Origin of the sequence: Streptomyces hazeniae (assembly GCF_031845485.1) — a bacterium.
In the GTDB taxonomy this organism is placed as follows: Bacteria; Actinomycetota; Actinomycetes; order Streptomycetales; family Streptomycetaceae; genus Streptomyces; species Streptomyces hazeniae.
Genome location: NZ_JAVREQ010000009.1, coordinates 1 through 25680, shown reverse-complemented (window position 1 = coordinate 25680; position 25680 = coordinate 1). Strand labels below are relative to the sequence as shown.

The window sequence follows — 25680 nt, the reverse complement described above, 5'->3', positions numbered from 1 at the left end:
CCGGGGCGGTCCCCGCCCCGGAGACACCCCGGTGGGGAGGCCGCCGCGCGGGACCGCCTCAGCGCAGGGCGCGCGCCAGGTGCGTCGCGGCCAGGGCGCGGGGGGCGTTGTCGGCGGGACGGCGCACCGGGTGCACGGTGTTGGCCAGCAGCACGAGGAACGTGTCGGTGACCGGGTCCAGCACCAGGCTGGTGCCGGTGAAGCCGGTGTGCCCGGCGGCGCGGCCCTCGCTCAGCGGCCCCGCCAACTCGCCCATGAACCACGGCTGGTCGACTCCGAAGCCCAGCCCCGGCGGGGCCAGCAGCGCCGCCACCGAGGACGGCGCCAGGATGCGCGCGGTGCCGTACGCCCCGCCGTTGAGCAGGGTGCGGCAGAGCACCGCGAGGTCCCCGGCGGTGGAGAACAGGCCGGCGTGCCCCGCGACGCCGCCCAGGGCGTGGGCGTTCTCGTCGTGCACCTCGCCGCGCAGCATGCCGCGGTCGAGCTTGGCCCACGGGGTGCGCTGGTCCTCGGTCGCCGCGATCCGGGGAATCCAGGACCGGGGCGGCCGGAACCGGGTGTGCTCCATGCCCAGCGGGTGCAGCACGCCCTCGTGCAGCAGCGCGTCCAGACCACGGCCGGTCGTCAGTTCCAGCACCTGCTGGGCGAGGAGCAGGTTGAGGTCGGAGTAGCCGACGGCGGTACCGGGGCGGGTCCGCGGCTCCTCGTTCCACAGCGCGTCGATGCGCTCGGCGCGGGTGGCGCAGGCGTACAGCGGCAGTTCCGGGCGCAGCCCGGAGCGGTGGGTCAGCAGCTGCCGCAGGGTGAGGCCGCGCGCCGGGGCGTCGCGCCCGGCGTGGCGGCGGGCGTAGCGGTCGATCCCGGTGTCGAGGTCGACGGCGCCCCGTTCCACCTGCTGCAGGACGGCGATCGCGGTGAACAGCTTGGTGAGCGAGGCCAGGTCGAAGACCGTGCCCGTCCCGGCGGGCACCTGGCGGTGGCGTGGGAGTTCGGTGCCGCGTCCGGCGTGCGGGTCCCAGGAGGCGTACCGGACGGCACGGCCGGCGGCGTGTTCGACGGCGACGTACGGTCCGCGGCCGGCGAGGACGACGACGCCGGCGCACCAGCGGCCGGGGAGGGCGTCGACGTGTGCGACGAGGGCGTCGAGCCGGGCGGCGTGCAGCCCCGCCCGTTCCGGCGAGGCGGCCGGCCTCAGTCGCGCGTACGCCACGGTCTGCACAAACCCAGGAAACCCCCGACGGCCACGAGCAGCGCGCCGAGTTGCACCAGCGCCATGGGCACGGCCGTGTGCTCGCCGGCGATGCCGACCAGGGGCGAGGCGACGGCGCCGACCAGGAACTGCGAGGTGCCGAGCAGTGCGGACGCCGACCCGGCGGCGTGCGGGGCGCGCATCAGCGCCTGGCTGTTGGCGTTGGGCAGGATCAGCGCCATGCCGGACATCAGCACGAACAGGCCGGTGGCGACCGGCACCAGGCCGACCGGGCCGAAGGCGCCCGCGGTCAGGAGCAGCAGCGCCACCGCGGCGAGGAGGGTGAGGGCGAGTCCGAACGCCATCACCCGGTCCAGCGACACCCGGCCCACCAGGATCTTGCCGTTGATCTGGCCGACGGCCACCAGGCCGATCGAGTTGGCCATGAACAGCATGCTGAAGGTCTGCGGCGAGGCGCCGTAGATCTCCTGCACCACGAACGGCGACGCGGCCACGTAGGCGAACAGCGCGGCGAAGCCGAAGCTGCCGGCCAGCAGGTAGCCGGTGAAGACGCGGTCGGCGAAGAGGCCGCGCATGGTGCGCAGCGCCTCCGGCACCCCGCCCCGGTGGCGTGCGCGCGTCGGCAGGGTCTCGGGCAGCTTGCGGGCCACGATCAGCATCAGCAGCGTTCCGATGCCGGTGAGGACCAGGAACACGCCGCGCCAGTCGGTGAAGCGGAGGATCTGGCCGCCGAGCACGGGGGCGAGGATCGGCGCGGTGCCCGCGATGAGCATCAGGGTGGAGAAGAAACGGGCCATGGCCAGGCCGTCGTAGAGGTCGCGGACGACGGCGCGGGCGATGACGATGCCGGCCGACCCGGCGAGGCCCTGGACGAGACGGAAGCCGGTGAGCGTGCCGATGGTGGGGGCGAACGCGCAGGCGGCGCTGGCCAGTACGTATCCGCCCATGCCGATGAGGAGCGGCCGGCGACGCCCGAACTGATCGCTCATCGGCCCGACGACGAGCTGGCCGACGGCGAGTCCGAGGAGGCAGGTGGTCAGCGTGAGCTGGACGCTCGCCGCCGGGGTGGACAGGTCGGAGCCGACCGCCGGGAGCGCCGGGAGGTACATGTCCATGGACAGCGCCGGGAGCGCGGTGAGACTGCCCAGGATGAGGGTGAGCAGCAGTCCCGCCCGCTGCCGGCGGGTGAGCTTCGGCTCTTCGGCGGCGGGCGGGGCGGCGGGCGCGGTGCGGGGCGCGGGGACGACCGGGGTGGCAGCGGGTGGGGTGGCGGGCGGAGCGGCCGGGGTCGAGGGGCCGGAGTCGGACATGCACCTCTCCAGGAGAAAGTCAACGGCGAAGACATTCTCCCAGGGATCGCCCCGGTGGCCCAGCCGGTTTCGGCTCCCGGTCTCCGGCGGGGTGGGGCCTCGCCGCCGCACAGGCCGCCCGGCACAGGCCGTCCGGCCGGGGCGCACCGGTGCACGGGCCCCGCGGGCAACCATCCTGAACAGCAACGATCCGCGACGGCGCCCTGCGTACCGGGGCGTTTCCTCCGCAGCGGCCGGTGCGCGCGGCGCCCGCGTACGGCGTGCCGCCGGAGGCCACGCGTGACGCGTTCCACATCGGGGTGTCCCGGAGAGGAGGCGGTGACCCGGCCGGAATACGGTGCCGGACCCGGCGGTTGAAACGATCATGACGACGATCAGGGGTGCCGAGGTCCTGCGCTACACCGCCTTCTCCGAGAGCCCGGACGGCGGCAACCCCGCCGGTGTCGTGCTGAACGCGGACGCACTCTCCGATGCCGACATGCTTGCGATCGCCGCCGAGGTCGGCTACTCGGAGACCGCGTTTGTCACCCCGCCGCCCACCGGCCCGGCGGACGCGGGGCCCACGGACGCGGGGCGGGCGTACGCGGTGCGGTACTTCAGTCCGCTCGCCGAGGTGCCCTTCTGCGGGCACGCCACCGTCGCGGCGGCCGTCGCGCTGGCCGAGCGGCACGGACCGGGCGCGATGCTGTTCACCAGCCCCGTCGGTCCCGTCCCGGTGACGGTCGCCGAACGGGGTGGCGAGGACGGCGGTGGCGGCGCCCTGCGCGCGACGCTCAGCAGCGTCGAGCCGCACAGCGAACCGGTGGCCGCAGAGGATCTCGCGGAGGCGCTCGCCGCGCTGGACTGGGCCGAGGCGGACCTCGATCCGCGCGTCCCGCCGCGCATCGCCTTCGCCGGAGCACGCCACCTCGTCCTGGCCGCCGCGACGCGCGGCCGACTCGCCGCCCTCGCCTACGACTTCGAACGTCTCAAGGCGCTGATGCTGCGGCTGGACCTGACGACCCTCCAGCTGGTGTGGCGCGACCCGGGGGACGCGCACACCTTCCACGTGCGCGATCCGTTCCCGGTCGGCGGCGTGGTGGAGGACCCGGCCACCGGGGCCGCGGCGGCGGCGTTCGGCGGCTACGCGCGGGAGCTGGGTCTCGTACCGGCGGGGAGTACCCTCACTCTCCATCAGGGTGAGGACATGGGCCGGCCGGGCGTGCTCACCGTCGACCTGCGGGACGGCGACGCGCGGGTGCACGTGTCCGGTGCGGCGGCCCGCATCGACCGACCGGGACGCGCCCGGGCCCCGGAGGGGCGGCGCGTGGAGGGAGACCCGACGTGAGCGCACCCCGCTTCGGCGACTACCAGAACGAGATCTACCTGCACGGGCTCGAGGACCGGCTGCCGCCCTTCACCACCGACCTGACCGCGCTGGAGTCCTCCGCGCGGGAGCGGCTGGAGGACGGGCCCTTCTGGTACGTCGCCGGGGCGGCGGGCTCCGGCGCGACCGCACGGGCGAACCGGGAGGCGTTCGACCGGCACCGCCTGGTGCCGCGGATGCTGACCGGCGCGACCGTACGCGACCTGGGCACGACCGTGCTCGGGCAGCGGCTCCCCGCGCCGGTGCTGCTCGCGCCCGTGGGCGTGCAGTCGATCGTGCACCCGGACGGCGAACTCGCCACCGCCCGCGCCGCGGCCGGGCTGGGCGTGCCGATGGTGCTGTCCACCGCCTCCTCGCACACCCTGGAGGAGGTCGCCGAGGCGAGCGGCGAGGGCCCGCGCTGGTTCCAGCTCTACTGGCCGAACGACGACGAGGTGTGCGTCAGCATCCTCGAACGCGCCCGCGCGCACGGCTACTCCACGCTCGTCGCCACACTCGACACCTGGACGCTGGCCTGGCGTCCGAACGACCTGGACCGGTCGTACCTGCCGTTCATCCGCGGGGTGGGCACGGCGATCCCGTTCTCCGACCCGGCCTTCCGCGCCGGGCTGGCCACGACGCCGGAGGAGGACGTGATCGCGGCGGTGCTGCGCTGGGTGCCGATGTTCACGGGCACGGACAAGACCTGGGACCGGCTGCCGTTTCTCCGCGAGCACTGGGACGGCCCGATCGTCCTCAAGGGCGTGCAGCACCCGGACGACGCGCGGCGGGCGGCCGACGCGGGGATGGACGGCGTGGTGGTGTCCAATCACGGCGGGCGGCAGGTGGACGGCGCCGTGGCCTCGCTGGACGTGCTTCCCGCCGTCGCCGCCGCGGCCGGGGACCGGCTGGAGGTGCTGTTCGACTCGGGTGTGCGGACCGGCGCGGACGTGCTCAAGGCGCTCTCCCTCGGCGCGCGGGCGGTGCTGGTGGGCCGCTCCTACGCGTACGGGCTGGCGCACGGCGGCGAGGAGGGTGTACGGCACGTTTTGCGCTGCCTGCTCGCGGACCTGGACCTGACCCTGGGCCTGTCCGGGCACCGCTCGCCCGCCGAACTCGGTCCGGACGCGTTGCACTTCGGCTGACCTGGGTGTTCCGGGGGGCGCCGCCGTCGTGGCGCGACTCCACGTGTGCGCGCCCCCTTCCGGTGCCGCGTGCCGCGCGGCATCATGGCGTTGCTCGACCGCACTGCCCGCCCCACGCGGCGCAACCCCCACCTCGCGGTTCGCCGTCGCAACCCGCACCCTCTGCGCACACGGCCACCGCCCGGTCCGTCTCCTGCGGAGTGTCCTGCACCGGCGCAGCTTCAGCGCGCTGCCTTGTCATGCCCACGCCAGTCTGGGTGGCGGCAGGACAGCGGACACGACGGAAGGAGCACCACCCATGGCATGCGGATCCACCTACCTCTGGCGCGGCGAGGCCACCTGGTTCTGCTGCGGCAACGCCTGGGGCCCCTGCGGCTCCGCGGGCGGCGGCGCCTGCGGCAACTGCCGCTCCGCCGCCAACCACGGCGCCTGGCCCTACGCCTCGCAGGCCTGCTACGACATCACCCGCCCCGACCTCTGCGGCGAGGGCAACATCCCGCGAAGAGGCTGCGGCAGCGTGATGAACGTCAAGCACCAGTGCACCGGCGCGCAGGTCTGCATCACCATCACCGACTGCGGCCCCCGCACCAAGAGCTTCTGCGGCGAACAGGCCTGCTGCGGCGGGCAGTGCCGGGTCAACCGCATCCTCGACCTGACCCCGGCCGCCTACTCCGCCATCGGCAGCCTCAGCTCCGGCAAGCTGCCCGTCTGGATCTACGAGTGAGAGAGGGGACGACCGAGATGACCGAGCACACCACCCGGCAGGGCGTCGACCGGCGCCGCTTCCTCACCACCGCGGCCCTCGGCGGCGCCACCGTCGTCGGCGCCTCCGCACTCGGCGCGCTCGACGCGGACGCCGCGTTCGCCGCCCCCACCAAGCCGCTCGACCCCGCCGTCAAGGAGACCTCGTTCGCCGAGGGCCGGGTCATGGGCCGCAACGCCAGCATGCTGGAGGTCGCCGGCTCGCACGGCGAGAGCCACCGCATCCAGCTCACCAACGCCACCAGCATCTGGAAGGTCCACCCGACCACCGCCGACGCGATCGAGCCCGGCGACGGCCTCTACGCCCGGGGCGTGAGGATGCCGGACGGCAGCATCGCCGCCGACGCGGTGTGGGTGAACATCGTCAACCTCGCCTGCACCATCCGCGGCATCGCCAAGGACCGCCTGCACCTGTCCCACGACGACCACGAGATCGTCGGACGGCTGGTGAAGGACACGACCGCCGCCTCGTACGCGGGCGGCGCCCTGACCTCCGACCTGTCCCGGCTGCGCATCGGCCAGTACGCGCAGGTCCTGGGCGCCTGGCGGCCGCGCGACGACTCCATCGACGTCGTCCGCGTCACCGTCGGCCACTGAGGCGGGAGGCGGACACCCGATGAACGCGACGACCACGGCCGTGCCGTTCCTGTCCCTGGTGCCGCTCGCACTGGGCGCCCTGCTGGGGTGGAGCGGCGCGGGGAAAATGTTCGGCCGTTCACCCGAACGGCAGGCGGCGGGCACCGCGCTGGAGCGGGCGTTCGGCGACCTGCGCGGCGCGGTCCGCGCCCTGCGGGCGGTGGGGGCGGCGGAACTCGCCGTCGCCGCCGCCCTGCTGGCGGCTCCCGGCGCGGCCGTCACCGGCCCGGCGGCGTTCTGCCTCGGTGCGGGCTTCACCGGCTACCTCACCTGGGCGAAGGTCACGGCCCCCGAGTCCTCGTGCGGCTGCACGGCGCGCGAGGACGTCCCCGTCGGCCCGCGCGCCTTCCTGCGGGCCGGGCTGGTGGTCGCGGGCGGTGCGGCCGTGGTCGCCGGCCCGGCGTTCGGGTGGCAGCCCTGGTGGGACGCGCTCGCCGGGCACCCGTTCGCGTCCGCGAGCGTGCTGGCGGCGTACGGGCTGGTGGCGGCGGGCCTGTTCACCCCTCCCGACCGCTACCTGCTGCCGCTGCGGCGGCTGCGGCTGCGGCTCCTCGGCCACCCGCTCGGCGGCGACGGGGACCCGGCGCACGTGCCGGTGGAGGCGACCGTGGAACTCCTCGAGCGCTCGCTGGCCTGGGAGTCGGCCTCCGGGATCGTACGGTCCGGGCTGGCCGACCACTGGGACGACGACGGCTGGCGCTTCCTGCACTACACCGGCGCACACGACACCGGCGCACGTGACGCACGGCCGGTGTCCGTGCTGTTCGCCCTGGACGCGCGGGCCACGGTCGACGGCACGCCGGTGCCGGCGGTGCGGGTCACGGTCGTCGACGAGGCGACCGGGCGGCCGGTGGCGGGCGCCCTGCCGGACCTCAGCGGGCGCAGGCCGCTGCCGCTGTCCGGCTGACGGACGCGGTGCGGCGGGCGGCGCTTCCGTCGAGGCGTCGCCCGCCGCCCGCTTCCGCTCGCGTGGGCGGCCCCGGGCCGGACGGGGCGCCGCATTCCCAGACACCCTGGGGCGGCGGTGTGCCGGCGACCCCGCCGTTCCGTTCAGGCCGCCGACACGCGGCGTGCGAGTTGCGGGTAGTCGACGACGAAGCCGTCCCGGTCGAACGTCACGTCGCTGCGGAAGGTGCCGGACGCGAACCGCACCCGCGACCGCCCCGGCCACTCCCCCAGGTGCGTGTAGTGCTGCCGCGACGCCCGCACGACCAGATCCGGCACCGAGATCCAGGCCATCACCAGCGACCGGTCCCCAGGCCGTTCGTGCAGCCGGTGGCGCAGCACCGGCATGGTGTTGGTCAGCGGACACAGCCCCAGATCGCAGTCCAGCGCCTCGCCGAGCCCGGACAGCGGCTCGCCGTCGGCGCTCCACACCCCGTCCTCGTCACGGGTCAGCTCCAGGCGCCGCACCGCGTGTTCGGCCTCCACGGTGACGCGCATCGTACGGGTCACCCACTCCGGGCCGGTCTCCAGCTCGTAGGTGAGCCAGTACGGGTCGGGGCGCAGGCCGAAGGCACGCCCGTGGGCACGCAGGGCGCTGCCGGAGGTCTCCACCCAGGCGGTCTCCCAGCCGGTGGCGTCGCCGGCCGGGACCTCCCACGTCAGCACGTGTCGCCGGGTCGTCATGCGCGCTACCTCCGTCGGAAGGGCGGGCGGCGGGCGGGCGGCCGTCGCGCGTGCAGCGTATCCGGCCCGCCCGGCCACCGCCCGGCCGCCGACCGCTCGCCCCGTCCGCCGGGGCGAGCGGTCGGCGGGCGGGTGCGGACCGCCCGGACCGGATGTGTCAGTAGACCTCCACGCCGTACCGCTGGAGCGGTTCGTTCACCGGCTGGAAGAAGGTCGTCGCGCTGCCGCCGGAGCAGTCGCCGCTGCCGCCCGAGGTCAGGCCGAGCGCCGTGGTCCCGTCGTACAGCGGCCCGCCGCTGTCACCCGGCTCGGCGCACACGGTCGTACGGATCAGGCCGCGCACGACGTCGCCGTTGCCGTAGTTGACGGTGGCGTCGAGGGCGGTGACCTGGCCGCTGTGGGTGCCGGTCGTGCTGCCGCGGCGCTCGACCTGCAGGCCGACCGTCGCCGTGCCGGCCCGGTCGATCTCCTGGGAGCCGGCCGTGCCGGGCGGCTCGGTGGCCGAGTCGTCGTACCGGACGATGCCGTAGTCGTCGCCCGGGAAGCTGGAGCCGGTCGTGCGGCCGAGCACGTTCCCGGAGCCGTCCTCCCACTGCGTGGCCGACTCGGTGCAGTGGCCGGCGGTGAGGAAGTAGTACTCGCTGCCCTTCCGCACGTTGAAGCCCAGCGAGCAGCGCGCCCGTCCGGAGTGGACGGCGTCACCGCCGGAGGCGTACGGCCGGAACTCTCCCTCGGTGCGCTCGACCCGCATCGAGTCGCTCATCGGCGCGCCGACGGCGTCCTTGAGCGAGGCGATCTCCTTGTCGGACACCGTGCGGTCCGCGGTGACCACCAGCGTGCCGGCCCGGTCGTCGACGTGCCAGGCCGTGCCGGCGACGTCCGCCTGCAGGATCGCCTCGCTCGCACGGGCGAACTCGGCGACGGTCGGCGGTGTGGGGGCGTCCGCGCTCGCCGCGGCCGGCAGCGCCAGCGCTGCGGTCACCGCGAGGGCGGAGCCGCGCGCCAGCAGGCGGCGCTTCCCGGATGCGGCGGTGTGGGGGGTGCGCTTGATCACGTTTCCTCCATCAGGAGAGTGGCGTCTGAGGTCCGCCCTCACGGGGTGTGAGCGCGGCCCCGGCAAAGCCCTGGAAGAAGTGCCCCCTTCAACCGTTCCGTCCCCCCGACACGCCGGAGAACGCCCCGGCGCCACGCCGGTCCACCCGACCGGCCCGCCCCGGCTTGCCCCGCCCCCGTACGCCGGGAACAGCCTCGGCACGCCGGGGGTTCAGCAGGCATGTCTGTCATTCACAGGACCACGATGACGCCCACGAAGCTCGAGCTCGTCGCCGCGTGGCTGCCCGGCCGCCCCTGGTACGCCGGCGCCGGGAGCGGCCGGCAGCCGGAACTCGCCAAGGCGGGCGGCTTCCGGCTCGACGACCCGGCCGGCGAGGTGGGCATCGAGTTCATGGTGGTCACGGACGCCTCCGGTGAGCGGCCCGTGGCGTACCACCTTCCGCTGAGCTACCGCGGTGCGCCGCTCGACGGCGCCGAGCACGCCCTGCTGGGCACCTCCGAACACGGCGTGCTGGGGCGACGCTGGATCTACGACGGCGTCCACGACCCGGTACTGGTCGCCCAGGTGCTGGCCCTCCTCCGGGGCCGCGCCGAGCCGCAGGCTCAGAGCGAGTCCGGCACTCCGGACCCCGCCGTCACCGTGCACGGGCCGGCGGACGGTCTGCCGGCCGGGCTGGAGGCGACGGGTGTCGCCGAGCGTCCGCCGCACGGCACCGGCGTGGTCCTGCGCACCGGCACCGAGGACGCGCAGGAGCAGCCGCGCCGCACGCTGACCGTGGCCCGCGTCCTGCCCGCCGGCGAACCCGCCGCCGACCCGGCCGGCACCCTCGCCCGTGTCTCCGCCCCCTGGCACCGTCCGGACGGCACCGAAGCCCGCAGCACGTTGCTGCGGTTGGACGAAGACCCCGCGTGAACGACGGCGCCTGAACGACACCGCGTGAACGAGGCCGGCCGCCGCCGGGAGGGCCGGTCGGCGGCCGGGCAGGCGGCCGGCCCGGGGAACCGCGCCGCGATCCGTGCCCGGTTCACGCCTCCTTGTAGACGATCCACACCTGGCCGCGGTCGAACCGCATCCGCTCGCCGTCCGGGCGGACGAACGCGGTGCCCGACGTCGCGTCGGGGCGCTGCCACGTCGTCTCGTAAGCCCGGCCGCCGCGCAGGACGGTGGCACTCCCCTCCCCCACGGTCTCGATGTACGGCGTGGCGGGGTTGACGTCCGAGGGCCGCATCTCGACCTCCTGTATCACCACGGTGCGGCCGCCGAGGCGACCGCCGTCCGCGGTCTCGGCTGGTGCGCCGTCGAAGGAGGCGAGCCACCTCTCCTCCTCCGCGGACCAGGTGAAGTCCGCACGGAAGGCGGGGTATTCGACACCGGCGGTCGTGGTGGGCTCGCCGTCCTCCGGCGCGTCGTCGGCGAACCGGAAGCCGATGTCGTCGCTCAGACTCGCGTCCGGCGCCTCCGCGAGGACGTCGGCAGGACGCACGTAGAGGTTGTGCGGCGCCTCGCCCTCCGCATCGCGGTAGTACGCGGCGGGGAAGGTGTCGTGCGACAGCGCGTACAGCGGCGAGTTGCGGATGACCTCTTCGACGCCCTCCGCCGCGCCGGAGTAGGCGAGGGCCGGGCGATCGAACATGCGGAGCTGCTCGACGTTGTAGTCGCGGGCGCTGCGCACCGGCCCGACCGCGTCGGGCACGTCGCTCGCGTACACGCCGATGAGACGGCCCAGCCCGCCCTCGACCTGTTCGACGACGACGATGTCCGCGCGGTCCAGGCCGGTGTGCGGCCGGGCGCCGCGGTGGTTGTCGACCTTCACGGCGAGCACGGGCGCCGGTTCGGCCGGCAGTCCGGTGAAGGGCGAGGTGGCAGCGGCGGCGGGGCGTGCGCGGTCGGAGTCCGCGGCGGGACCCGGTGCGGAGTGCGCGGTCGCGCCGAACGTGAGGGCTCCGGCCGCCAGCGCGGCGGTGAGCAGCCGGCCGGCGTACCGGGGGCGGCGAAGCGGGGTGATGCCAGGCATGTGGGGGACGCCTGCCTTCCGTCGGAGGCTTGACTGGACAGCGTCAACATCACCCGGCTTCCGTCGCCACCGTCAACAGGTCCGGCACCGTTCCGCCCCGAATCCTCACGTGTCGTTTCGCGTCCTCCGGCTGCGGGCGTGATGCCCTCTCCGGCATGGAACAGCGCATCAGCCTGCTCACCCTCGGCGTCGAGGACCTGCCGCGCGCCCGCGCCTTCTACGAGGCACTGGGATGGCGTGGCCAGGAGATCGAGGAGACCGTCTTCTTCCAGGCCGGGGGCATCGCCCTGGTGCTGTGGGGACGCGACAAGCTGGCCGAGGACTGCGGCGTCACCGACGACGGCTCTCGCTTCGGCGGTGTCGCCGTGGCGCACAACGTCCGCTCCAGCGCCGAGGTCGACGGGCTGGTCGCCGCGGCAGGACAGGCCGGGGCCACCGTCACCCGGCAGCCTGCGGCGACCGCGTACGGCGGATATGCCGGGGTCTTCCGCGACCCGGACGGGCACGTCTGGGAGATCGCCCACAACCCCGGGTTCGCCCTCGGGGACGACGGGTCGCTCGTGCTGCCGGACTTCGGCGGGACCTGACCGGCGCCGGGAGGCGGCCCGGCGTCCGGGCCCTGGCAGCGACCGAGCACGCGCCCTCCGCCCCCTGGCTCTCGCCCCGGCCCTCAGCCGGACTGGGCGTCATCAGCCGCCGACCCCACCAGCCCAGCCGGTCGTTCGTTGTCCCTACCTCTTGGCGGGTTAGTAGAGCTCCTTGACACCAAGCGTGTGGATTCGATTCCGGGCGACCGGTCGTCAGCCCGCTTCGACGGCGTCTGACTGCGGGTGCCCGTGGCGGCGTTCGTGGGCGCAGAAGGGACACAGGCCGGGAGTGTGGCTGCGATGGGCGCGGTCGCACTCGGGGCAGTTCCGCAAGGGGGCGACGGGAACGGACGGTGGTGGCGGTTCCGGGGAGGGCGCGGGGCGGAGTTCGGCCAGGCGCCAGGCCAGGATGGCTGCGGGGCGGGAGCGGAAGCTCGCCGGCAGGTCGGCGGTGAGGGTGCCGGTGATGCGCGCGGGACGGACGCCCGAGGCGAGCCAGGCGTCGACACCGGGCGCGAGACGGTCGATCTCACGGCGGGACAGGGTGAGCCGCGGGTCCACGGCCCCCAGTTCGGCGAGGATCGTGCGCGCCTGCCGGCTCGCGGGGGCGAACGGCTCGGGGTCCGGCTGGGCCGGTGTCTGGGCACGCGGTTCGGGCTGAGCCATGTGTTCAACCGACGGGGCAGGTGCGGGCGGCGGGTCCGTCCGCTCGCCGGGTTCGGCCTGCGAGGCGGTGGAGGCCGCAGGCCGGGGTTCCGGCTGCTCCGTGCGTGGGGAGGGCAACGACGTTGCCGTTTCCACGCACGACGGCTTGGGCTGCGTCGCTTCCGCAGCGCCGTCAGGGTCGGCGAGTTCGGGAAGGGCGTAGATCAGGGTTCGGGTGCGGAGGCGGCCGTCGGAGCCGCGGAAGAGGCGGCGTTCCAGCCAGCCGTCAGCCTCCAACTCGCGCAGCGCGCGGCTGATGACGGTCTCGCCCTCGGTGAAGTGCTTCTGCAGAGCCGCGATGGTCACCGGGGTGCCGTCGGGCATCGAGTTGATGTAGAGGGCGACGCCCACCGTGACGGCGCTGCCCGGTCGCCTGGCGAGCCGATTCGCGAGGATGGTGAAATTCCCGGCCAGACGCGTCCGGACATGGATCGCGCCGGACGTGGGCATGGGCGCGTTAAGCTGCGTGATAGCCATCGGGAAGGGCCTAACTTCCTTGGTGGTGAGGCCCTCGCGTCCGGGACTGCAATCCTGGCCGGGGGCCGTACTCATGTGCTTGTCGTGGCCGACAGTACCCCCTTTCCACCACCCTGCGTACAGAAGTCACCCTTGTGAGTGACCTTTCCGGGGAGGGTGGGTGGAGGGACGTTCTTGCTCCTGAGTCCTTGAGGGATCTCCGGGCTCACCGGGCCCCGGTTCTCCGGGTCCCGTCCTCCCCCACCGGGCCCCGGAAATCCAGGTGTCGGCCCGACCTGGGGGCTCACCGAACGACCGTCACAGCGAGGACGTCGCCGAGCCCGAGCCCGGGATCACCAACCCGAGCTTCCGCGCCGGCCGTCGCGCCTACCGGCTCGGGGACCAGCGGCATCAGCAACAGCCCGCCCATGGCTGGTAATCACCCCATGCCACCCGTGTGCGGCAGTCGGTAGCCTGGCCGGGGTGAGACCGGCGACCGGTGCGAGAAAGAACGCGGAGCGGCGTGACGTGCGAGGGCACTACGAGGAGCTCGCTGCCGAGTACGACGAGCACTGGGTGTACGGGCCGGACTACGTGCCCTGGATGTCGGCACGCATCGCTGAATCCCTGGGCCTGTCGTCGACCGACCGCATCGCCGACATCGGGTGCGGGACGGGCCTCTTCGCCCGTGAGGTCGAGCAGCTGATCCACCCCGAGCAACCCCCTCGTGTGCGCCGACCCCTCCGAGCCGATGCTGCGCCAGGTAGGCACCGACCCGGCGTCCCGGCTCGCGCCCCTCACCGCATCGGCCGAGGACATCGCCTCCGGCCGCGTCCAGCTTCCCTACCAGCAACTTGACGCGATGTGGCTCAAGGAAACGGTGCACCACATCGCCGAGCCCGCCCCCACCCTGACAGGGCTGGCCGAACTACTTGCTCCCGGCGGCCGAATGCTGGTCGCCATGCTGCCCGCCACCATCGAGTATCCACTCTTCCGCGCCGCCCTGGACCGGTTCGAGGAACTGCAGCCGGACCCGGACCACGTCACGGGCCATCTTCGGGCAGCCGGCCTCGACGCCCGCTTGTTCCACGTCGAGCACGAGCTGCGACTCGACCGCGAGAAGTACATCGCCATGGTGCGGGCGAGGTACATGTCGCTGCTCTCGACCTTCAGTGACAGCGAGATCGAAGCGGGCATCGAGGAGATGCGTGCCGCGCATCCGAAGCCTGTGCTCGTCTTCCCGGACCGGTTCGCTTTCGTCCTGGGCGTGAAGGCAGGGGGCCGGCAGTGAGCAGCAAAGAGCAGGTGTCAGTGCGCATCGCGGGTCGTGGCCTCGGACCCACTCGGTGCCGGAGACCTCATGCCCGTGCTCTCACTCTTCGTGCCCGCCTCGATGGAAGCGTGGCGGCACTGCTGAAGCGCCTCTCGTTCAGAGTCCGGGATGGTCATCGACTCGGCAAGCACGGCTGCCAGCCCGTCCACATGAGTGTGGTCGATGTCGGCGCGGAAGAGCCACCGGATGCTTTCGTCGCGCGTGATGAGGTCGATGGCCGGACGCGTGCTGCTGTCCTTCGCGGTCGCTGCTCGGACGTACCGCACGTGGTCGATCGGGATGTCCTGCCGGATCTCGCCTCGTTCGAGAAAGGCATACGTCTTGGCCGTGATGACACGGCGATCCGTGACGGCGACCATCGATGTTGCCGCAGTCTTGTCCCGCGCTGCCACGAACATCTCCTTCGCTCCGCTGAGGATCGCAGAGATCGGACCGACGGCGTCGAGCTGGTCGGGGAAGCCGAGGACACGTAGTTCCTCGCCGTCCTCGAGAAACCATCGCAGAATACGGAGGTACGGCTCGAGGTCCAGCGATTCGGGTGCGCAGCGGACATCCGGAGCTGCCAGCGGTGGGGCCGGCGGACGGAGGGCATCGGCAAGAGGCTCGATCGCGTCCAGAAGGCGAGCCGAGGTGTGGCGGGCCGCCTTCGACTCCTTCCGCTTCCCCGGCAGTGACAGCGTGTCGCGCCCGGGGAGCGCGGCGATGATCCGCAGTTCCCGCGTCAACGCGTCGACGAGGGTCGTCGCCTCGGCGAGAGTGGAGTCGAACTCCACGCGGGTGTCGCGCGCGATGACCTCGGCGTACTGCGCCTCGGCGGCGTCTTCGCGTCCGGCAGCTCTCGCCCTGGCGGCGCGGAGCGCGTGATACCCGGTCCATGCCTTGAGAGAGGACAGGAGTGCATGGGCGTCGAAGGCGATCGCCTCGGCAGTCGTCTGCAGATACTCACGGTGGTTGCCTGCGCCGGACCGACCGATCTGACTGACATGCTCGCGGACGTTTCCCTGGTAGAGCTCGAGTTGCTTCTGCAGCAGCGCTCCATTGCCCGCGACGTCCTCCCACAAGGACATCGGGACCGCTTCGATCTCTCGAGCCTGGTCGACCGCGCGATCGATGGTGGCGACGAGCCCCGTCAGTTCGGCCCACTGATCCTTGCGGATGGCGGTGAGGACCTGACTCGTCACCGCGAGGTTGGTCCTGACGAGGCCCGAGACCTCACTCAGCATCATCTGAAGGGCGACCATGGCCAGCGCCGGCCCGATCGAGGCCGCGGTCTGCGCCTTGCTCACCGCCTGCACCGGGTAGAAACGGGCCTGGTGCAGGATGCGGCCAGGAACCATCACTGCTCCGAGGTTCCCGCCGTCCTTGGCGGCGAGCGTCGCGCCGCTCCTCAGCAGGGCCTGTGCCGTGTCGCCGAGCCTGTAGAGCCCTTGCACGCCGGCGAAGGCGTTTCCCAAGTTGCCCGCCGCGGTCGCCGCGTTCCCGATCGAGGCGAGGATCGCTGAGATCTGCTTGCGGTCGGCGGCCGGCACGATCCCGAAGTCGATCAGATCCGGCTTCAGCTCCGGCGGGATCTCACCTGTGACGAGAGCGACCCCGGGGAGCACCTCCACGAGGACCGTCGACGCCGTCGTCGAGTCGGTCTCCGGGTGGGGTGTCTGATCGTCGATGACATGGGAGTCGGCGGGATGGCTCCGGCCGTTCTCCTCAGGCTCGGCGATCTTCGTCGAGTCCGAAGAATCCTCCATGCGATCTCCTCCCCACGAAGCACGCGACGGTCAGGCGGCGTCGGCGTGCACCGCCGAAGTCTATGACCCGGCTGCCTGGTTGGGCGTCACTACGGGAGCAGATGGGCCCAGGGCATGGAGGCACACCTGCGCATCCAGGGAACCGCAGCCGGTCACGACTCATGTCGTCCCGGGGAGGGAAGCGCCGGCTTTCGCGATGAGGCGGCAGACGAGCCGTGCTGTACGCCGGGTCCTGTCTCGGGCGGACCTCGCGGTCCGCCCGGAGGCGGTCATCCATCTAGGGCCGCCGTCACCGACGACCTCCAGCGGTCTACCCGCGGACTCGGGCGGGCAGCCCTCGAACATCCGCGCAGCGCCGCGTCCACGTTTCCACGTGGGAGGCGGCACCTCTTGACCTTGCTCCGGGTGGGGTTTACCGAGCCGGCCGGGTCACCCCGGCCGCTGGTGGTCTCTTACACCACCGTTTCACCCTTACCGGGTGCCTCGTGGCCCCGGCGGTCTGTTTTCTGTGGCACTGTCCCGTGGGTCGCCCCAGGTAGGCGTTACCTACCACCCTGCCCTGTGGAGCCCGGACGTTCCTCGGCGGAGCCCGAAGGCCCCGACGCGACCGCCCGCACGACTCGTCTGCCGTACGGCCATGGTACCCGTGTGGTCAGGTCAGTCCGGACGTGTCCAGGTCGAAAGAAAGGGGTGCGGGTAGAGGGACGGGCTTGCCGAAGGGATACGTCAGAGCTTCGCGATAGTCCCCGCCCTCCGGCTCGGCATGCAGAGTGACCTGGCTCCGCTCCCGATCGACCAACAGGTAGAGCGGAATGGCGCCTTGGGCGTAGCAACGACGTTTGGCAGCTCTGTCACGGTCAGCACGCTTCGTCGTGACCTCCGCCACCATGACGAGGAGGTGCACCGGCATCCAGGGCTCGTCGCTGGGAAAGACGTCGTCCTCGCTCAGCGCCCATGTGCCGTCAGGGATCAATTTGTGCACCGGCCCGGTGGGCGGAACGATCTCGATGCCCCGGTGTCCGGAGAAGTCCAGGTCGGCGGCCGCCAGCCGCAGGGTCTGCTTCACGATCCGGTTGATGCAACTCTCGTGGTGGCCGTTCGGCGGCGGCGTCACGACAATCTCCCCCTCGATCAGTTCGGCCCGGAAGCCGTCGGGAACGCCCAGGGCGAGGAAGCCTTCCTGCAAGATCTCTTCTTGCGAAAGCGGCTCGTGTGTCATGACGGCCATGTCACACCCTTTCCTTGGTCGCGACCATGATCGAGGCGCCGAGGGGAACGACGCTCAGGAAATCGACCTTGCTCACTCGATCGTGGCACACCTGCGCCTCTCCCACACGGAGGGCGTGCGTACGCGCCGCGTAGGCTGCGGGCGGGACGCGACGTCGGGCGAGGAAGCCGGGAGGAACGACACGTGCTGGTGCTGCTGCCGCCGTCGGAGGGGAAGGCCACCGTGAGCCGGGGGGCCGCCCTCGCTCCGGGCGGGCTGTCGCTGCCGGGCCTGACGGCCGCGCGGGAGGCGGTGCTCGACGAGCTGGTCGAGCTCTGCTCCGGCGACGAGGAGAAGGCCCGCGAGGTGCTGGGCCTCAGCGAAGGGCTGCGCGGCGAGGTCGCGAAGAACGCGGGTCTGCGTACCGCGCCCACCCGCCCGGCCGGGGAGATCTACACCGGCGTGCTGTACGACGCCCTCGGCCTGGCGTCCCTGAGCCCGGCGGCCAAACGGCGCGCCTCCCGTTCGCTGCTGGTCTTCTCCGCCCTGTGGGGTGCGGTCGGGGTCAAGGACCGCATTCCGGCGTACCGCTGCTCGGGCGGCGTGAAGCTGCCCGGCCTGGGCCCGCTCGCCGCGCACTGGCGCGGCCCGCTCGCCGAGGCGCTGCCGGAGGCGGCCGGGGACGGGCTGGTGCTGGACCTGCGATCCTCCGCCTACGCCGCGATGTGGAAGCCGAAGGGGGCTCTCGCGGAGCGCACGGCCACCGTCCGCGTGCTGCACTCCACCCTCGTGGACGGCCGGGAGAAGCGGACCGTCGTGTCGCACTTCAACAAGGCGACGAAGGGCCGCATCGTCCGCGCCCTGCTGGAGTCCGGCGCGGCGCCGCGCACACCCGCCGAACTGGCCGCCACGCTGCGGGAACTGGGCCATACGGTGGAGGCCGACGCACCGGCCGGGCCGGGCCGGCCCCGGCAGCTCGACGTGATCGTCACCGAGATCTGAGACGTGACCGGGGACGCACACCCTCCGGCATGGCACTTCACCCTGCCCTGGGCCGAACTGGACGTCTTCGCCCGGGACCCCGTGCCGCCCGTGCTGCGTCCCGCCGCCGATCTCGCCGCACGGCTCGAGGACCGCTTCCGCCCGGCGCTGCTCCGCTTCGCCCGCGGCGGCGAGGGCGCCTACGTCGCAGTGTGGCCGCCGGACCGGCCGGGCCCTCCGCAGGACGTCCCGCACCCGGACGATCTGCGGGGCGTCGCCCTCGGCCAGGCGGGCACGCTGTCGTGCCGGGTCTGCTCCGCCCGCGTTCCGGCGCTGTATCCCGAGGCGGGGCTGCCGCTGTTCGGTCCCCATCTCGCCGCGCACCGGCTGATCGGCGGCTGCCCGCAGTGCGGCAGCGGCTTCGCCACGTCGCGCGTCCAGGCCCTCGCCGTGCTGCCCCCGCGCTGACGCAGCGGTGGCGCAGTGGTGGCGCAGTGGTGAGGGCGAGGCCACCGGGGCAGGTCTGCGACCATGGCCGGCATGACCACCACACCGCCCGCAGCGCCGTCACCCGTGCTGGACCTCGCCCCCGTCCTCCCGGTCGTCGTCCTGGAGGACGCCGTCGACGCGGTGCCGGTGGCCCGGGCGCTGGTCGAGGGCGGCCTGCCCGCGATCGAGGTCACCCTCCGCACGCGGGCCGCGCCCGAGGTGATCGCCCGCATCGCGGCGGAGGTCCCGGAGGCGGTGGTGGGCGCGGGCACCGTGCTGTCCCCCGCTCACGTCCGCGCCGCCGTCGACGCCGGGGCGCGTTTCCTGGTCAGCCCCGGCTGCACGGACCTGCTGCTGCGCTCGCTGCGCGAGTCCGCGCTGCCGTTCCTGCCGGGGGCGTCCACCGCGTCCGAAGTGCTCGCGCTGCTCGAACAGGGCGTCACCGACATGAAGTTCTTCCCCGCCGAGGCGGCAGGCGGCGCGCCGTACCTGCGGGCCCTCTCCTCGCCTCTTCCCCGCGCCCGTTTCTGCCCCACGGGCGGCATCTCCGCGTCCACCGCGGCGGACTACCTGGCCCTGCCCAACGTCGCCTGCGTCGGCGGCTCCTGGATGCTTCCCGACGACGCCCTCGCCGCCCGCGACTGGTCCCGCGTCACCCGGCTCGCCCGCGAGGCGGCCACCCTCCACATCCCGGGCTGAAGCGCGTCGTTCAGGACGTTCCCGCCGGGCAGGCGACGCCGGTTCCGCCGAAGCCGCAGTAGCCGAGGGGGTTGTGGTGGAGGTACTGCTGGTGGCGGGTCTCCCCCGGGTAGAAGGGGAAGGCTTCGGCGGACTGGATCTCCGTGGTGATGCCGCCGTGACCGGCGTCCGAAAGGGCCCGCTGGTACGCCACCCGGCTCGCCTCCGCCGCCTCCTCCTGCTGCGGCGCGTGCACGAAGAGCGCCGAACGGCAGTGCGTGCCGATGTCGTTGCCCTGCCGCATGCCCTGCGTGGGGTCGTGGCCCTCCCAGAAGACCCGGAGCAGCTGCGCGTACGTCACCCGCCGGGGGTCGAAGACCACACGGACCGTCTCCGCGTGGCCGGTGCGCCCGGAGGCGACCTCGTCGGAGACGGGGTGCGGGGTGCGGCCGCCCTGGAAGCCGACGAGGGTCGTCCACACCCCGGGCGTACGCCAGAACCGGCGCTCGGCGCCCCAGAAACAGCCGAGGGCGAAGTCCGCGATCTCGGTGCCCTCCGGGTACGGGCCGAGCAGCGGGGTGCCGAGTTCGGCGTGCTTCTCCGGCAGCGGGAAGGCCCGCTCGGCCCGCCCGGGCAGCGCCTCCTCGGGCGTCGGCAAGCGGTGGACGAAGGTGTCGGACATCGGCGGGGACCTCGTGAGACGGGGAGGACGGACGGGGCGTGGTGTGCTCCGTACGGCATACCCGCACCCCCGCCGCACGATGCGAAGCGGCGGGGCCGGGGTCAGCGGAGGTGGGAGGTGTCGTTGAGGAGGCGGAGGGAGGCGTTGCCGTCGGCGTAGTAGGCGACGGCGGTGAGGGAGGCCGCGGCGAGTTCCATGCGGAACAGCGACTCCGGGGGTGCGCCCAGCGCCAGGCGGGCCAGGGTCTTGACCGGGGTGACGTGGGTGACGAGGAGGACCGTCTTCCCCGGATAGCGGGCGAGGAGCTTGTCGCGGGCCACGGCGACACGCCGGGCGACGGTGGCGAAGCTCTCGCCGCCGCCGGTGGGTTCGGCGTCCGGGGAGGCGAGCCACTTCTCCAGGTCGTGCGGGTGGCGGGTGCGCACCTCGGAGAAGGTCAGGCCCTCCCAGTCGCCGAAGTCCGTCTCGCGGAGGCCGTCTTCGACACGGACGTCGCGTCCGAGGCGGGCGGCGACGACGTCGGCGGTCTCGCGGCAGCGGCGCAGCGGCGAGGTGACGACGGCCTGCACGGTGCCGCGGGCGGCCAGCGCGGCGGCGGCCGCCTCGGCCTGCCGTCGGCCGGTGCCGGAGAGTCCGGGGTCGCTGCCGCCGGAGCCCGAGAAGCGCTTCTGCGGGGTCAGTTCGGTCTCGCCGTGCCGGAGGAGCACGAAGGTGGTGGGCGGGCCGAGGTCCGGGCCCCAGCCGGGGGGTGGGGCGGCGGGCGCGGACGGGCGTGCTTCCGGGGCGGCTTCGGCGTCCACGGCCGTGGCGGGGGCGGTGTCCGCTGCCGTGGCGGGGGCGGTCGCCTCTGCCGCACGGGTGGCGGTGCGGTCGGCGCGGGTGTCGAGGTCGGCGCGGGTGTCGAGGTCGGCGGTCGAGCCTGAGGGCGACCACTGCTGCCCGCGCTTGCCGGCGTCCATCGCCTCGTTGGCGAGCCGGTCGGCGTGCTTGTTCTCGGCGCGCGGGATCCACTCGTAGGAGACGGCACCGGGCGGGTAGACGTCGCGCGCCTCGCCCGCCAGGGCGCGCATGTCGGCGTGCTTGATCTTCCAGCGGCCGGACATCTGCTCCACGACCAGCTTGGAGTCCATCCGCACGCGCACCGCCGCCGACGGGTCCAGCTCGCGGGCCGCGCGCAGCCCGGCCACCAGGCCGCGGTACTCGGCGACGTTGTTGGTGGCGCGGCCGATGAACTCGGCGGCCTCGCGCAGCGTTTCGCCGGTGGCGGCGTCACGGACCACGGCGCCGTACCCGGCCGGGCCGGGGTTGCCGCGCGAGCCGCCGTCCGCCTCGACGACGAACGTGCGACCGCTGTGGCCGGGGGCCATCAGAGACCGGACTCGGGCGTGCGGACGAGGATGCGGCGGCAGTTCTCGCACCGCACGACGGCGTCCTCGGCGGCGGCCCGCACCTCGTTGAGTTCGGTGATGTTGAGCTCCAGGCGGCATCCCTCGCAGCGCCGCTGGTAGAGCTTGGCGGCGCCGACGCCGCCCTGCTGCTCGCGGATCTTCTCGTACAGCTTCATCAGGTCGGCGGGCACGGACCCGGCGACGACCTCGCGCTCCTTGCGCACGGACGCGGTTTCGGCGTCGAGGTCCTGGACGGCGGCGTCGCGGCGGGAGGTGGCGTCGCCCGCCTTGGCCTCGACGGCGGCGACGCGGTCGGCGAGTTCGGCGGCGCGCTCCTGCGCGGACTCGCGGCGCTCCATGACCTCCAGGACGACGTCCTCGAGGTCGCCCTGACGCTTGGCGAGCGAGGCGATCTCGCTCTGCAGGCTCTCCAGGTCCTTCGGGTTGGTGACCATGCCGGAGTCGAGGCGCTGCTGGTCGCGTGCGGCGCGCCGGCGCACCTGGTCGACGTCCTGCTCGGCCTTCGTCTGCTCGCGGGCCGTGTCGCTCTCCTCGGTGCGGGCGGCGACGAGGAGGTCGCGGAGCTGGCTGAGGTCGGCCTCCAGGGTCTGGATCTCCTCGTGCTCGGGCAGTGCACGGCGCCGGTGCGCGAGCTGCGCGAGGCGCGTGTCGAGGTCCTGGACGTCGAGGAGTCGGATCTGGTCGGCGGGCGCGGCGTTCAGTTGGGGGCTCCAGTGTTCGTCGGTGCGACGGCGAACCCCGCCTGGGGGGCCGTCGCGGCGGTTGCGGAGGACGCCGCGTGGGCGGTCCAGGGGTCGGTGACCGTGCGGGAGACGTGCGTGCGCAGGCCCCAGCGGTTGCGGTCGGAGACGGCGTCGAGCTCGGCGGCGGCCTGCTCGCACCAGGGCCACTCGGTGGCGAAGTGGGCGGCGTCGACGAGGGCGAGCGGCGAGTGCTCACGGGCCTCGGACGCGGGGTGGTGGCGCAGGTCGGCGGTGAGGTAGGCGTCCACACCGGCGGCGCGCACCTGGTCGAAGAGGCTGTCGCCGGAGCCGCCGCACACCGCGACGGTGCGCACGGGGCGGTCGCGGTCGCCTGCGGCACGTACGCCCTGGGCGGTGGCGGGCAGCCGGGCCGCGGCCAGCGCGGCGAACTCGCGCAGCGGCAGCGGCGTCTCGAGTTCGCAGATGCGGCCGAGGCCGCGCCGTCCGGCGGGGTCCTCGGGGTCCGGCACCAGGGGGCGCAGTACGCGGAGGCCGAGAGCGCCCGCGAGAGCGTCGGAGACGCCGGGGTCGGCGCGGTCGGCGTTGGTGTGCGCGACGTGGAGCGCGACGCCGTTCCGGATCAGGGTGTGGACGACGCGGCCCTTGAAGGTGTCGGCGGCGACGGTGGTGGTGCCGCGCAGGTACAGGGGGTGGTGGGTGACGAGCAGCTCGGCGCCGAGCGCGACGGCCTCGTCGGCGATCTCCTGCACCGGGTCGACGGCGAAGAGGACCCGGGTCACCTCGGTGTCCGGGTCGCCGCAGACCGGGCCGACGGCGTCCCACTGCTCGGCGCGCTCACGGGGCCACAGTCCGTCGAGCGCGGCGATGACGTCGGAAAGTACGGGCACGGGTGAAAGGCTACCTTCCCCCTCCGGGCCTTCGCCCGGCCGCGTACCGGGGCCGTGGGCGGGGGCGTGCGCGGGGGCGAGCGCGGGGCGTGCGCGGCGGCGCTCGTGGGCGCGTGGACGGGCTCCGGGAGCGGGTGCTTGCACACCGCGCGCCCCGTTTCAGCAGAATCGGTTCACCTCCACCCTTATGCGTGAAGGCGCTCAACTCGCGTTGTTCGGCCGGAAGTGCGAGGCATAGCTTCGTCGCAGGAGGTGACCGAACCATGACTGCTTGTGCCGTGGAGGCGACCGCGGGAGACGGCGGTACGACCGGGCACACCGGCTTCGTGATCGCGGCCGACGGTGGCTACGGTGCGCGGCTCGCCCGGCGGTCCGGCGGGGACGGCGGCTCGTACCCGGAGCGCTGGACGCTGGACGGTCCGGAACCGTACGCCGTGGCCCTGCCCGGCACGGGGCCGGAGGAACCCGGCACCCAGCTGCTGCCCCTCGCCGACGGGCGGGTGCTCGTCGCCCGCCGCGAGACCGGCGCGCACCGGCTCGCCCTGCTCTACCCCAGCGGGCCCGCCACCGGCGAACTCACCCTGGGCACCGTCGACTCCGAGTGGCTCACGCTGCTCCCGCCCACGCCGGCCGGACACCTCGCGTACGGGCTGGTGGCCGGACCGGACGGGACGCAGGTCTGGCTGGTCGCGGGGGGCGGCGCGGACGGGCCCCGGCAGGTCGCCGAGGTGGACGGGCGGTGCTCCGGCGGGGTGTGGCTGGACCGCGAGGCACGGCTGCTCGCCCTGGACCGCACCGAGCCCGGCGGCGCCCGCACCAAGACGGTCGTCGTCGACCTGGGGTGCTCCGGCGCGGTGTCGCCGCTCCTCCAGATCACCGAGGAGAGCGACGACCGGCTGCTGCTGGCCGACCCGGACAGCGGTCTGCTCCTGCTGCGGTCCGACGCACCCGGCGAGGAACGCCTCGGCTGGGGCGTGCTGGGCAGCAGTCTCCCGGTGCGGTTCCCCGAGGCGCTGCGCCCCGACGGCGTGCGGCTCACCCCTTTCGCCGTGCAGCCCGGTCAGGTGCTGCTGCCGGAGAGCTGCGCGGTGGCCCTGCGAGTGGACGGGCCGAACGGCACGTGGGCGGGGGTGTGGCGGCCCGCGCAGCGGACGTTGCGGCACGTCGCCGCGCCGCACGGCTGGTTCGCCGGGAGCGGGGTGTGGACGGCGGACGGCGAGCTGCGCCCGCCCTTCACGACCCCCGGCACGGCGTGCGGGGTCGCCGCGGTCGCGGCCGGGCCGGTCCCGGTGCGGGCCCCTGCGGCGGACCGGCACTCCCCCGCCCCGCCCGCTCCCGCGGCGGCGCCCCGGCCCGTGCCGCTCCAGCAGGCGCCGATGGCGCGGGGATGACCCGGGAGGGGGCCGGGGACGTGCGGGGCAGGTCGTCGCCCCCGGCTCCGTGGACGGCAGGTGACGATCGCGCAACCACGGGGGCACGCCACGACCGGCGGGCGCATGACCGACGGGCGGACCGGGTAGCGGGGCTGACCGGGCGCGAGCCCGGACAGCGAACGCCAGAGCACGGAGCGCCATCCTCATGTCAGACGCCGCACGGGAGAAGCCCGCACACGCCGAACCGGCCGCCCGCTCCACCTCCCCGGGACACGGCAGACACCGGGGCCCGGCCGCCGAGGCGGAGGAGCCTCAGCCCACGGCGCCCGGCCCGGGCCGCCACCGCCGCACAGCCGGCGAAGGCTGACGCCTTCCCGGGTCCCGACCACCCGGGCACCGCCCTTCTCAGGCCCCGGCCCCCGCGTGCGCGGCTGGTCCACTCCCACCCGGGCCGAGGAGTTCGATGAGCGCGCCCAGCACCGGGGCGTCGTCCCGTTCGGCGGCGGTGACCTCCGCACGGAGAACGCCCGGCGCCGGGCGGCGGAAGGCGACCCGTAGGGTCTCGCCCGGATAGGCGACACCGGTGAAGCGGGCGGTGCAGCGCCGCACGCGGGTCACCTCGCCCGCGCACTCGGTGTCGACGGCGGCCTTCAGGACGACGCCGTAGCTGCACAGGCCGTGCAGGACGGGGCGCGCGAAGCCGGCGCGGCGGGCGAAGTGGGGATCGGCGTGCAGCGGGTTGCCGTCGCCGCTCAGGCGGTAGAGGAGTGCCTGGTCCTCGCGGAGCGGGCGTTCCACCACCAGGTCCGGGTCTCCTTCGGGCGCGGGCAGGCGGCCGGACGGGCCCCGGGCACCACCGAAACCTCCCTCACCGCGGACGAAGACCTGCGCCTCGCTGGTCCACAACGGGCCCTCCTTGTCCGCCGCTTCGGCCTGGACCACGAGGACCGCGGCCCTGCCTTTGTCGTGCACGGCGGTCAGCGTGGACGTCCGGACGACGTCGCCGCTCACCGGCAGGGGGCGGTGGAGCGTGAGGTCCTGGCCGCCGTGCAGCACGGCGGCCAGATCGACGTCCACACCGGGCGCGGAGACGGCATCCGCCCAGTCCATGGCGCCGCCGGCCACGGTGGCGAAGCCGGGCAGTACGTGCAGCCGGCTCTCCAGGGTGTAGCGGAGTTCGGCGGGGTCGGTGGCGGGGGTCCCGGCGCCGATGCCGAGGTGGTAGAGCCGCACGTCCCGGTCGTCCCAGGTCAGCCGGGTGCTGCGGGGGCCTGCGGACAGGGCGCGGGTGACGTCGATCGGCATGTCCGGCGGCTCCTTCGGCGGCGGGGCGGGCGGG

Annotated in this window: 25 protein-coding genes and 1 other RNA gene; 12 read left to right on the top strand and 14 right to left on the bottom strand. The window is 73.9% G+C overall.

What is annotated here, in order from left to right; genetic code table 11:
- Positions 1 to 58 precede the first annotated feature (58 nt).
- Together RM572_RS12125 and RM572_RS12120 are read right to left on the bottom strand one after the other, a co-directional pair.
- Positions 59 to 1219, bottom strand: coding sequence for a serine hydrolase domain-containing protein (locus tag RM572_RS12125; RefSeq protein ID WP_311673317.1), 1161 nt, complete (start codon positions 1217 to 1219; stop codon positions 59 to 61).
- On the bottom strand, positions 1192 to 2520 hold the full coding sequence (locus RM572_RS12120; protein ID WP_311673316.1) for a multidrug effflux MFS transporter: 1329 nt from the start codon (positions 2518 to 2520) through the stop codon (positions 1192 to 1194). The genes RM572_RS12125 and RM572_RS12120 overlap by 28 nt, the downstream gene beginning before the upstream one ends.
- 364 nt (positions 2521 to 2884) lie before the next feature.
- Between RM572_RS12120 and RM572_RS12115 the strand changes: the two genes are divergently transcribed.
- The 5 genes from RM572_RS12115 to RM572_RS12095 all read left to right on the top strand — a co-directional run bounded on the left by RM572_RS12115 (position 2885) and on the right by RM572_RS12095 (position 7315).
- Positions 2885 to 3847: a PhzF family phenazine biosynthesis protein gene (locus tag RM572_RS12115; protein ID WP_311673315.1), complete on the top strand. Its 963-nt coding sequence runs from the start codon at positions 2885 to 2887 to the stop codon at positions 3845 to 3847.
- Positions 3844 to 5010 carry a lactate 2-monooxygenase gene (locus RM572_RS12110; protein WP_311673313.1) on the top strand — a complete coding sequence of 389 codons (1167 nt, stop codon included), beginning with the start codon at positions 3844 to 3846 and terminating at the stop codon, positions 5008 to 5010. Before RM572_RS12115 ends, RM572_RS12110 begins: the two co-directional genes overlap by 4 nt.
- A 298-nt stretch (positions 5011 to 5308) precedes the next feature.
- Positions 5309 to 5734 (top strand): RlpA-like double-psi beta-barrel domain-containing protein, encoded by a 426-nt coding sequence (locus RM572_RS12105; protein ID WP_027762957.1) that lies wholly within the window; start codon positions 5309 to 5311, stop codon positions 5732 to 5734.
- 17 nt (positions 5735 to 5751) lie between these two features.
- Positions 5752 to 6369: a cell wall protein gene (locus RM572_RS12100; protein WP_311673312.1), complete on the top strand. Its 618-nt coding sequence runs from the start codon at positions 5752 to 5754 to the stop codon at positions 6367 to 6369.
- 19 nt (positions 6370 to 6388) lie between these two features.
- On the top strand, positions 6389 to 7315 hold the full coding sequence (locus RM572_RS12095) for a MauE/DoxX family redox-associated membrane protein (protein ID WP_311673310.1): 927 nt from the start codon (positions 6389 to 6391) through the stop codon (positions 7313 to 7315).
- A 143-nt stretch (positions 7316 to 7458) separates the two neighbouring features.
- Here the strand turns inward: RM572_RS12095 and RM572_RS12090 are convergent, their stop codons facing one another.
- Both RM572_RS12090 and RM572_RS12085 read right to left on the bottom strand, forming a co-directional pair.
- Positions 7459 to 8037: a putative glycolipid-binding domain-containing protein gene (locus RM572_RS12090; RefSeq protein WP_311673309.1), complete on the bottom strand. Its 579-nt coding sequence runs from the start codon at positions 8035 to 8037 to the stop codon at positions 7459 to 7461.
- A 157-nt stretch (positions 8038 to 8194) separates the two neighbouring features.
- Positions 8195 to 9091 (bottom strand): S1 family peptidase, encoded by an 897-nt coding sequence (locus tag RM572_RS12085; protein ID WP_311673308.1) that lies wholly within the window; start codon positions 9089 to 9091, stop codon positions 8195 to 8197.
- 219 nt (positions 9092 to 9310) lie between these two features.
- Between RM572_RS12085 and RM572_RS12080 the strand changes: the two genes are divergently transcribed.
- Positions 9311 to 10003 (top strand): maltokinase N-terminal cap-like domain-containing protein, encoded by a 693-nt coding sequence (locus tag RM572_RS12080; protein WP_311673307.1) that lies wholly within the window; start codon positions 9311 to 9313, stop codon positions 10001 to 10003.
- A 112-nt stretch (positions 10004 to 10115) separates the two neighbouring features.
- Here RM572_RS12080 and RM572_RS12075 read toward each other — a convergent pair whose 3' ends face one another.
- Positions 10116 to 11105 carry a DUF3048 domain-containing protein gene (locus tag RM572_RS12075; protein ID WP_311673306.1) on the bottom strand — a complete coding sequence of 330 codons (990 nt, stop codon included), beginning with the start codon at positions 11103 to 11105 and terminating at the stop codon, positions 10116 to 10118.
- Positions 11106 to 11260: 155 nt separating this feature from the next.
- Here RM572_RS12075 and RM572_RS12070 point away from each other — a divergent pair, with 155 nt between their 5' ends.
- Entirely contained in the window at positions 11261 to 11692 is a 432-nt protein-coding gene (locus RM572_RS12070; RefSeq protein WP_311673305.1) for a VOC family protein, read from the top strand.
- A 213-nt stretch (positions 11693 to 11905) separates the two neighbouring features.
- Here the strand turns inward: RM572_RS12070 and RM572_RS12065 are convergent, their stop codons facing one another.
- Positions 11906 to 12874 (bottom strand): hypothetical protein, encoded by a 969-nt coding sequence (locus RM572_RS12065; protein WP_311673304.1) that lies wholly within the window; start codon positions 12872 to 12874, stop codon positions 11906 to 11908.
- Positions 12875 to 13580: 706 nt separating this feature from the next.
- Between RM572_RS12065 and RM572_RS12060 the strand changes: the two genes are divergently transcribed.
- Positions 13581 to 14144 (top strand): methyltransferase domain-containing protein, encoded by a 564-nt coding sequence (locus RM572_RS12060; protein ID WP_311673303.1) that lies wholly within the window; start codon positions 13581 to 13583, stop codon positions 14142 to 14144.
- Positions 14145 to 14161: 17 nt separating this feature from the next.
- Here the strand turns inward: RM572_RS12060 and RM572_RS12055 are convergent, their stop codons facing one another.
- From RM572_RS12055 to RM572_RS12045, 3 genes are all read right to left on the bottom strand, one after another.
- Positions 14162 to 15931, bottom strand: a complete 1770-nt coding sequence (locus RM572_RS12055) for a hypothetical protein (RefSeq protein WP_311673302.1) — start codon at positions 15929 to 15931, stop codon at positions 14162 to 14164.
- Positions 15932 to 16136: 205 nt separating this feature from the next.
- Positions 16137 to 16554: RNase P RNA component class A (gene rnpB, locus RM572_RS12050), an RNA gene on the bottom strand.
- 29 nt (positions 16555 to 16583) lie between these two features.
- Positions 16584 to 17159 (bottom strand): Uma2 family endonuclease, encoded by a 576-nt coding sequence (locus RM572_RS12045; protein ID WP_311673301.1) that lies wholly within the window; start codon positions 17157 to 17159, stop codon positions 16584 to 16586.
- A gap of 183 nt (positions 17160 to 17342) precedes the next feature.
- Here RM572_RS12045 and yaaA point away from each other — a divergent pair, with 183 nt between their 5' ends.
- The 3 genes from yaaA (at position 17343) to eda (ending at position 19307) form a co-directional block, all read left to right on the top strand.
- A complete protein-coding gene (gene yaaA, locus RM572_RS12040) occupies positions 17343 to 18140 on the top strand; it encodes a peroxide stress protein YaaA (protein WP_311673300.1) in 798 nt (265 codons plus the stop codon).
- Positions 18141 to 18143: 3 nt separating this feature from the next.
- Complete coding sequence (locus RM572_RS12035) at positions 18144 to 18587, top strand: hypothetical protein (protein WP_311673299.1); 444 nt, start codon at positions 18144 to 18146, stop codon at positions 18585 to 18587.
- Positions 18588 to 18659: 72 nt separating this feature from the next.
- A complete protein-coding gene (eda, locus tag RM572_RS12030) occupies positions 18660 to 19307 on the top strand; it encodes a bifunctional 4-hydroxy-2-oxoglutarate aldolase/2-dehydro-3-deoxy-phosphogluconate aldolase (protein ID WP_311673298.1) in 648 nt (215 codons plus the stop codon).
- A 10-nt stretch (positions 19308 to 19317) separates the two neighbouring features.
- Here the strand turns inward: eda and msrA are convergent, their stop codons facing one another.
- From msrA to RM572_RS12010, 4 genes are all read right to left on the bottom strand, one after another.
- The gene (gene msrA, locus RM572_RS12025; protein WP_311673297.1) at positions 19318 to 19968 is read right to left on the bottom strand and encodes a peptide-methionine (S)-S-oxide reductase MsrA; all 651 of its coding nucleotides are present in this window, start codon (positions 19966 to 19968) and stop codon (positions 19318 to 19320) included.
- A gap of 101 nt (positions 19969 to 20069) precedes the next feature.
- Positions 20070 to 21335, bottom strand: coding sequence for a bifunctional RNase H/acid phosphatase (locus RM572_RS12020; protein ID WP_311673296.1), 1266 nt, complete (start codon positions 21333 to 21335; stop codon positions 20070 to 20072).
- Positions 21335 to 22078, bottom strand: a complete 744-nt coding sequence (locus RM572_RS12015; RefSeq protein WP_311673450.1) for a zinc ribbon domain-containing protein — start codon at positions 22076 to 22078, stop codon at positions 21335 to 21337. The genes RM572_RS12020 and RM572_RS12015 overlap by 1 nt, the downstream gene beginning before the upstream one ends.
- The gene (locus RM572_RS12010; RefSeq protein WP_311673295.1) at positions 22075 to 22968 is read right to left on the bottom strand and encodes a Nif3-like dinuclear metal center hexameric protein; all 894 of its coding nucleotides are present in this window, start codon (positions 22966 to 22968) and stop codon (positions 22075 to 22077) included. Before RM572_RS12010 ends, RM572_RS12015 begins: the two co-directional genes overlap by 4 nt.
- Positions 22969 to 23231: 263 nt before the next feature.
- Here RM572_RS12010 and RM572_RS12005 point away from each other — a divergent pair, with 263 nt between their 5' ends.
- Positions 23232 to 24359, top strand: a complete 1128-nt coding sequence (locus tag RM572_RS12005) for a hypothetical protein (protein ID WP_311673294.1) — start codon at positions 23232 to 23234, stop codon at positions 24357 to 24359.
- A gap of 387 nt (positions 24360 to 24746) precedes the next feature.
- Here RM572_RS12005 and RM572_RS12000 read toward each other — a convergent pair whose 3' ends face one another.
- Positions 24747 to 25646 (bottom strand): MaoC/PaaZ C-terminal domain-containing protein, encoded by a 900-nt coding sequence (locus tag RM572_RS12000; RefSeq protein WP_311673449.1) that lies wholly within the window; start codon positions 25644 to 25646, stop codon positions 24747 to 24749.
- Between the last annotated feature and the right edge of the window lie 34 nt (positions 25647 to 25680).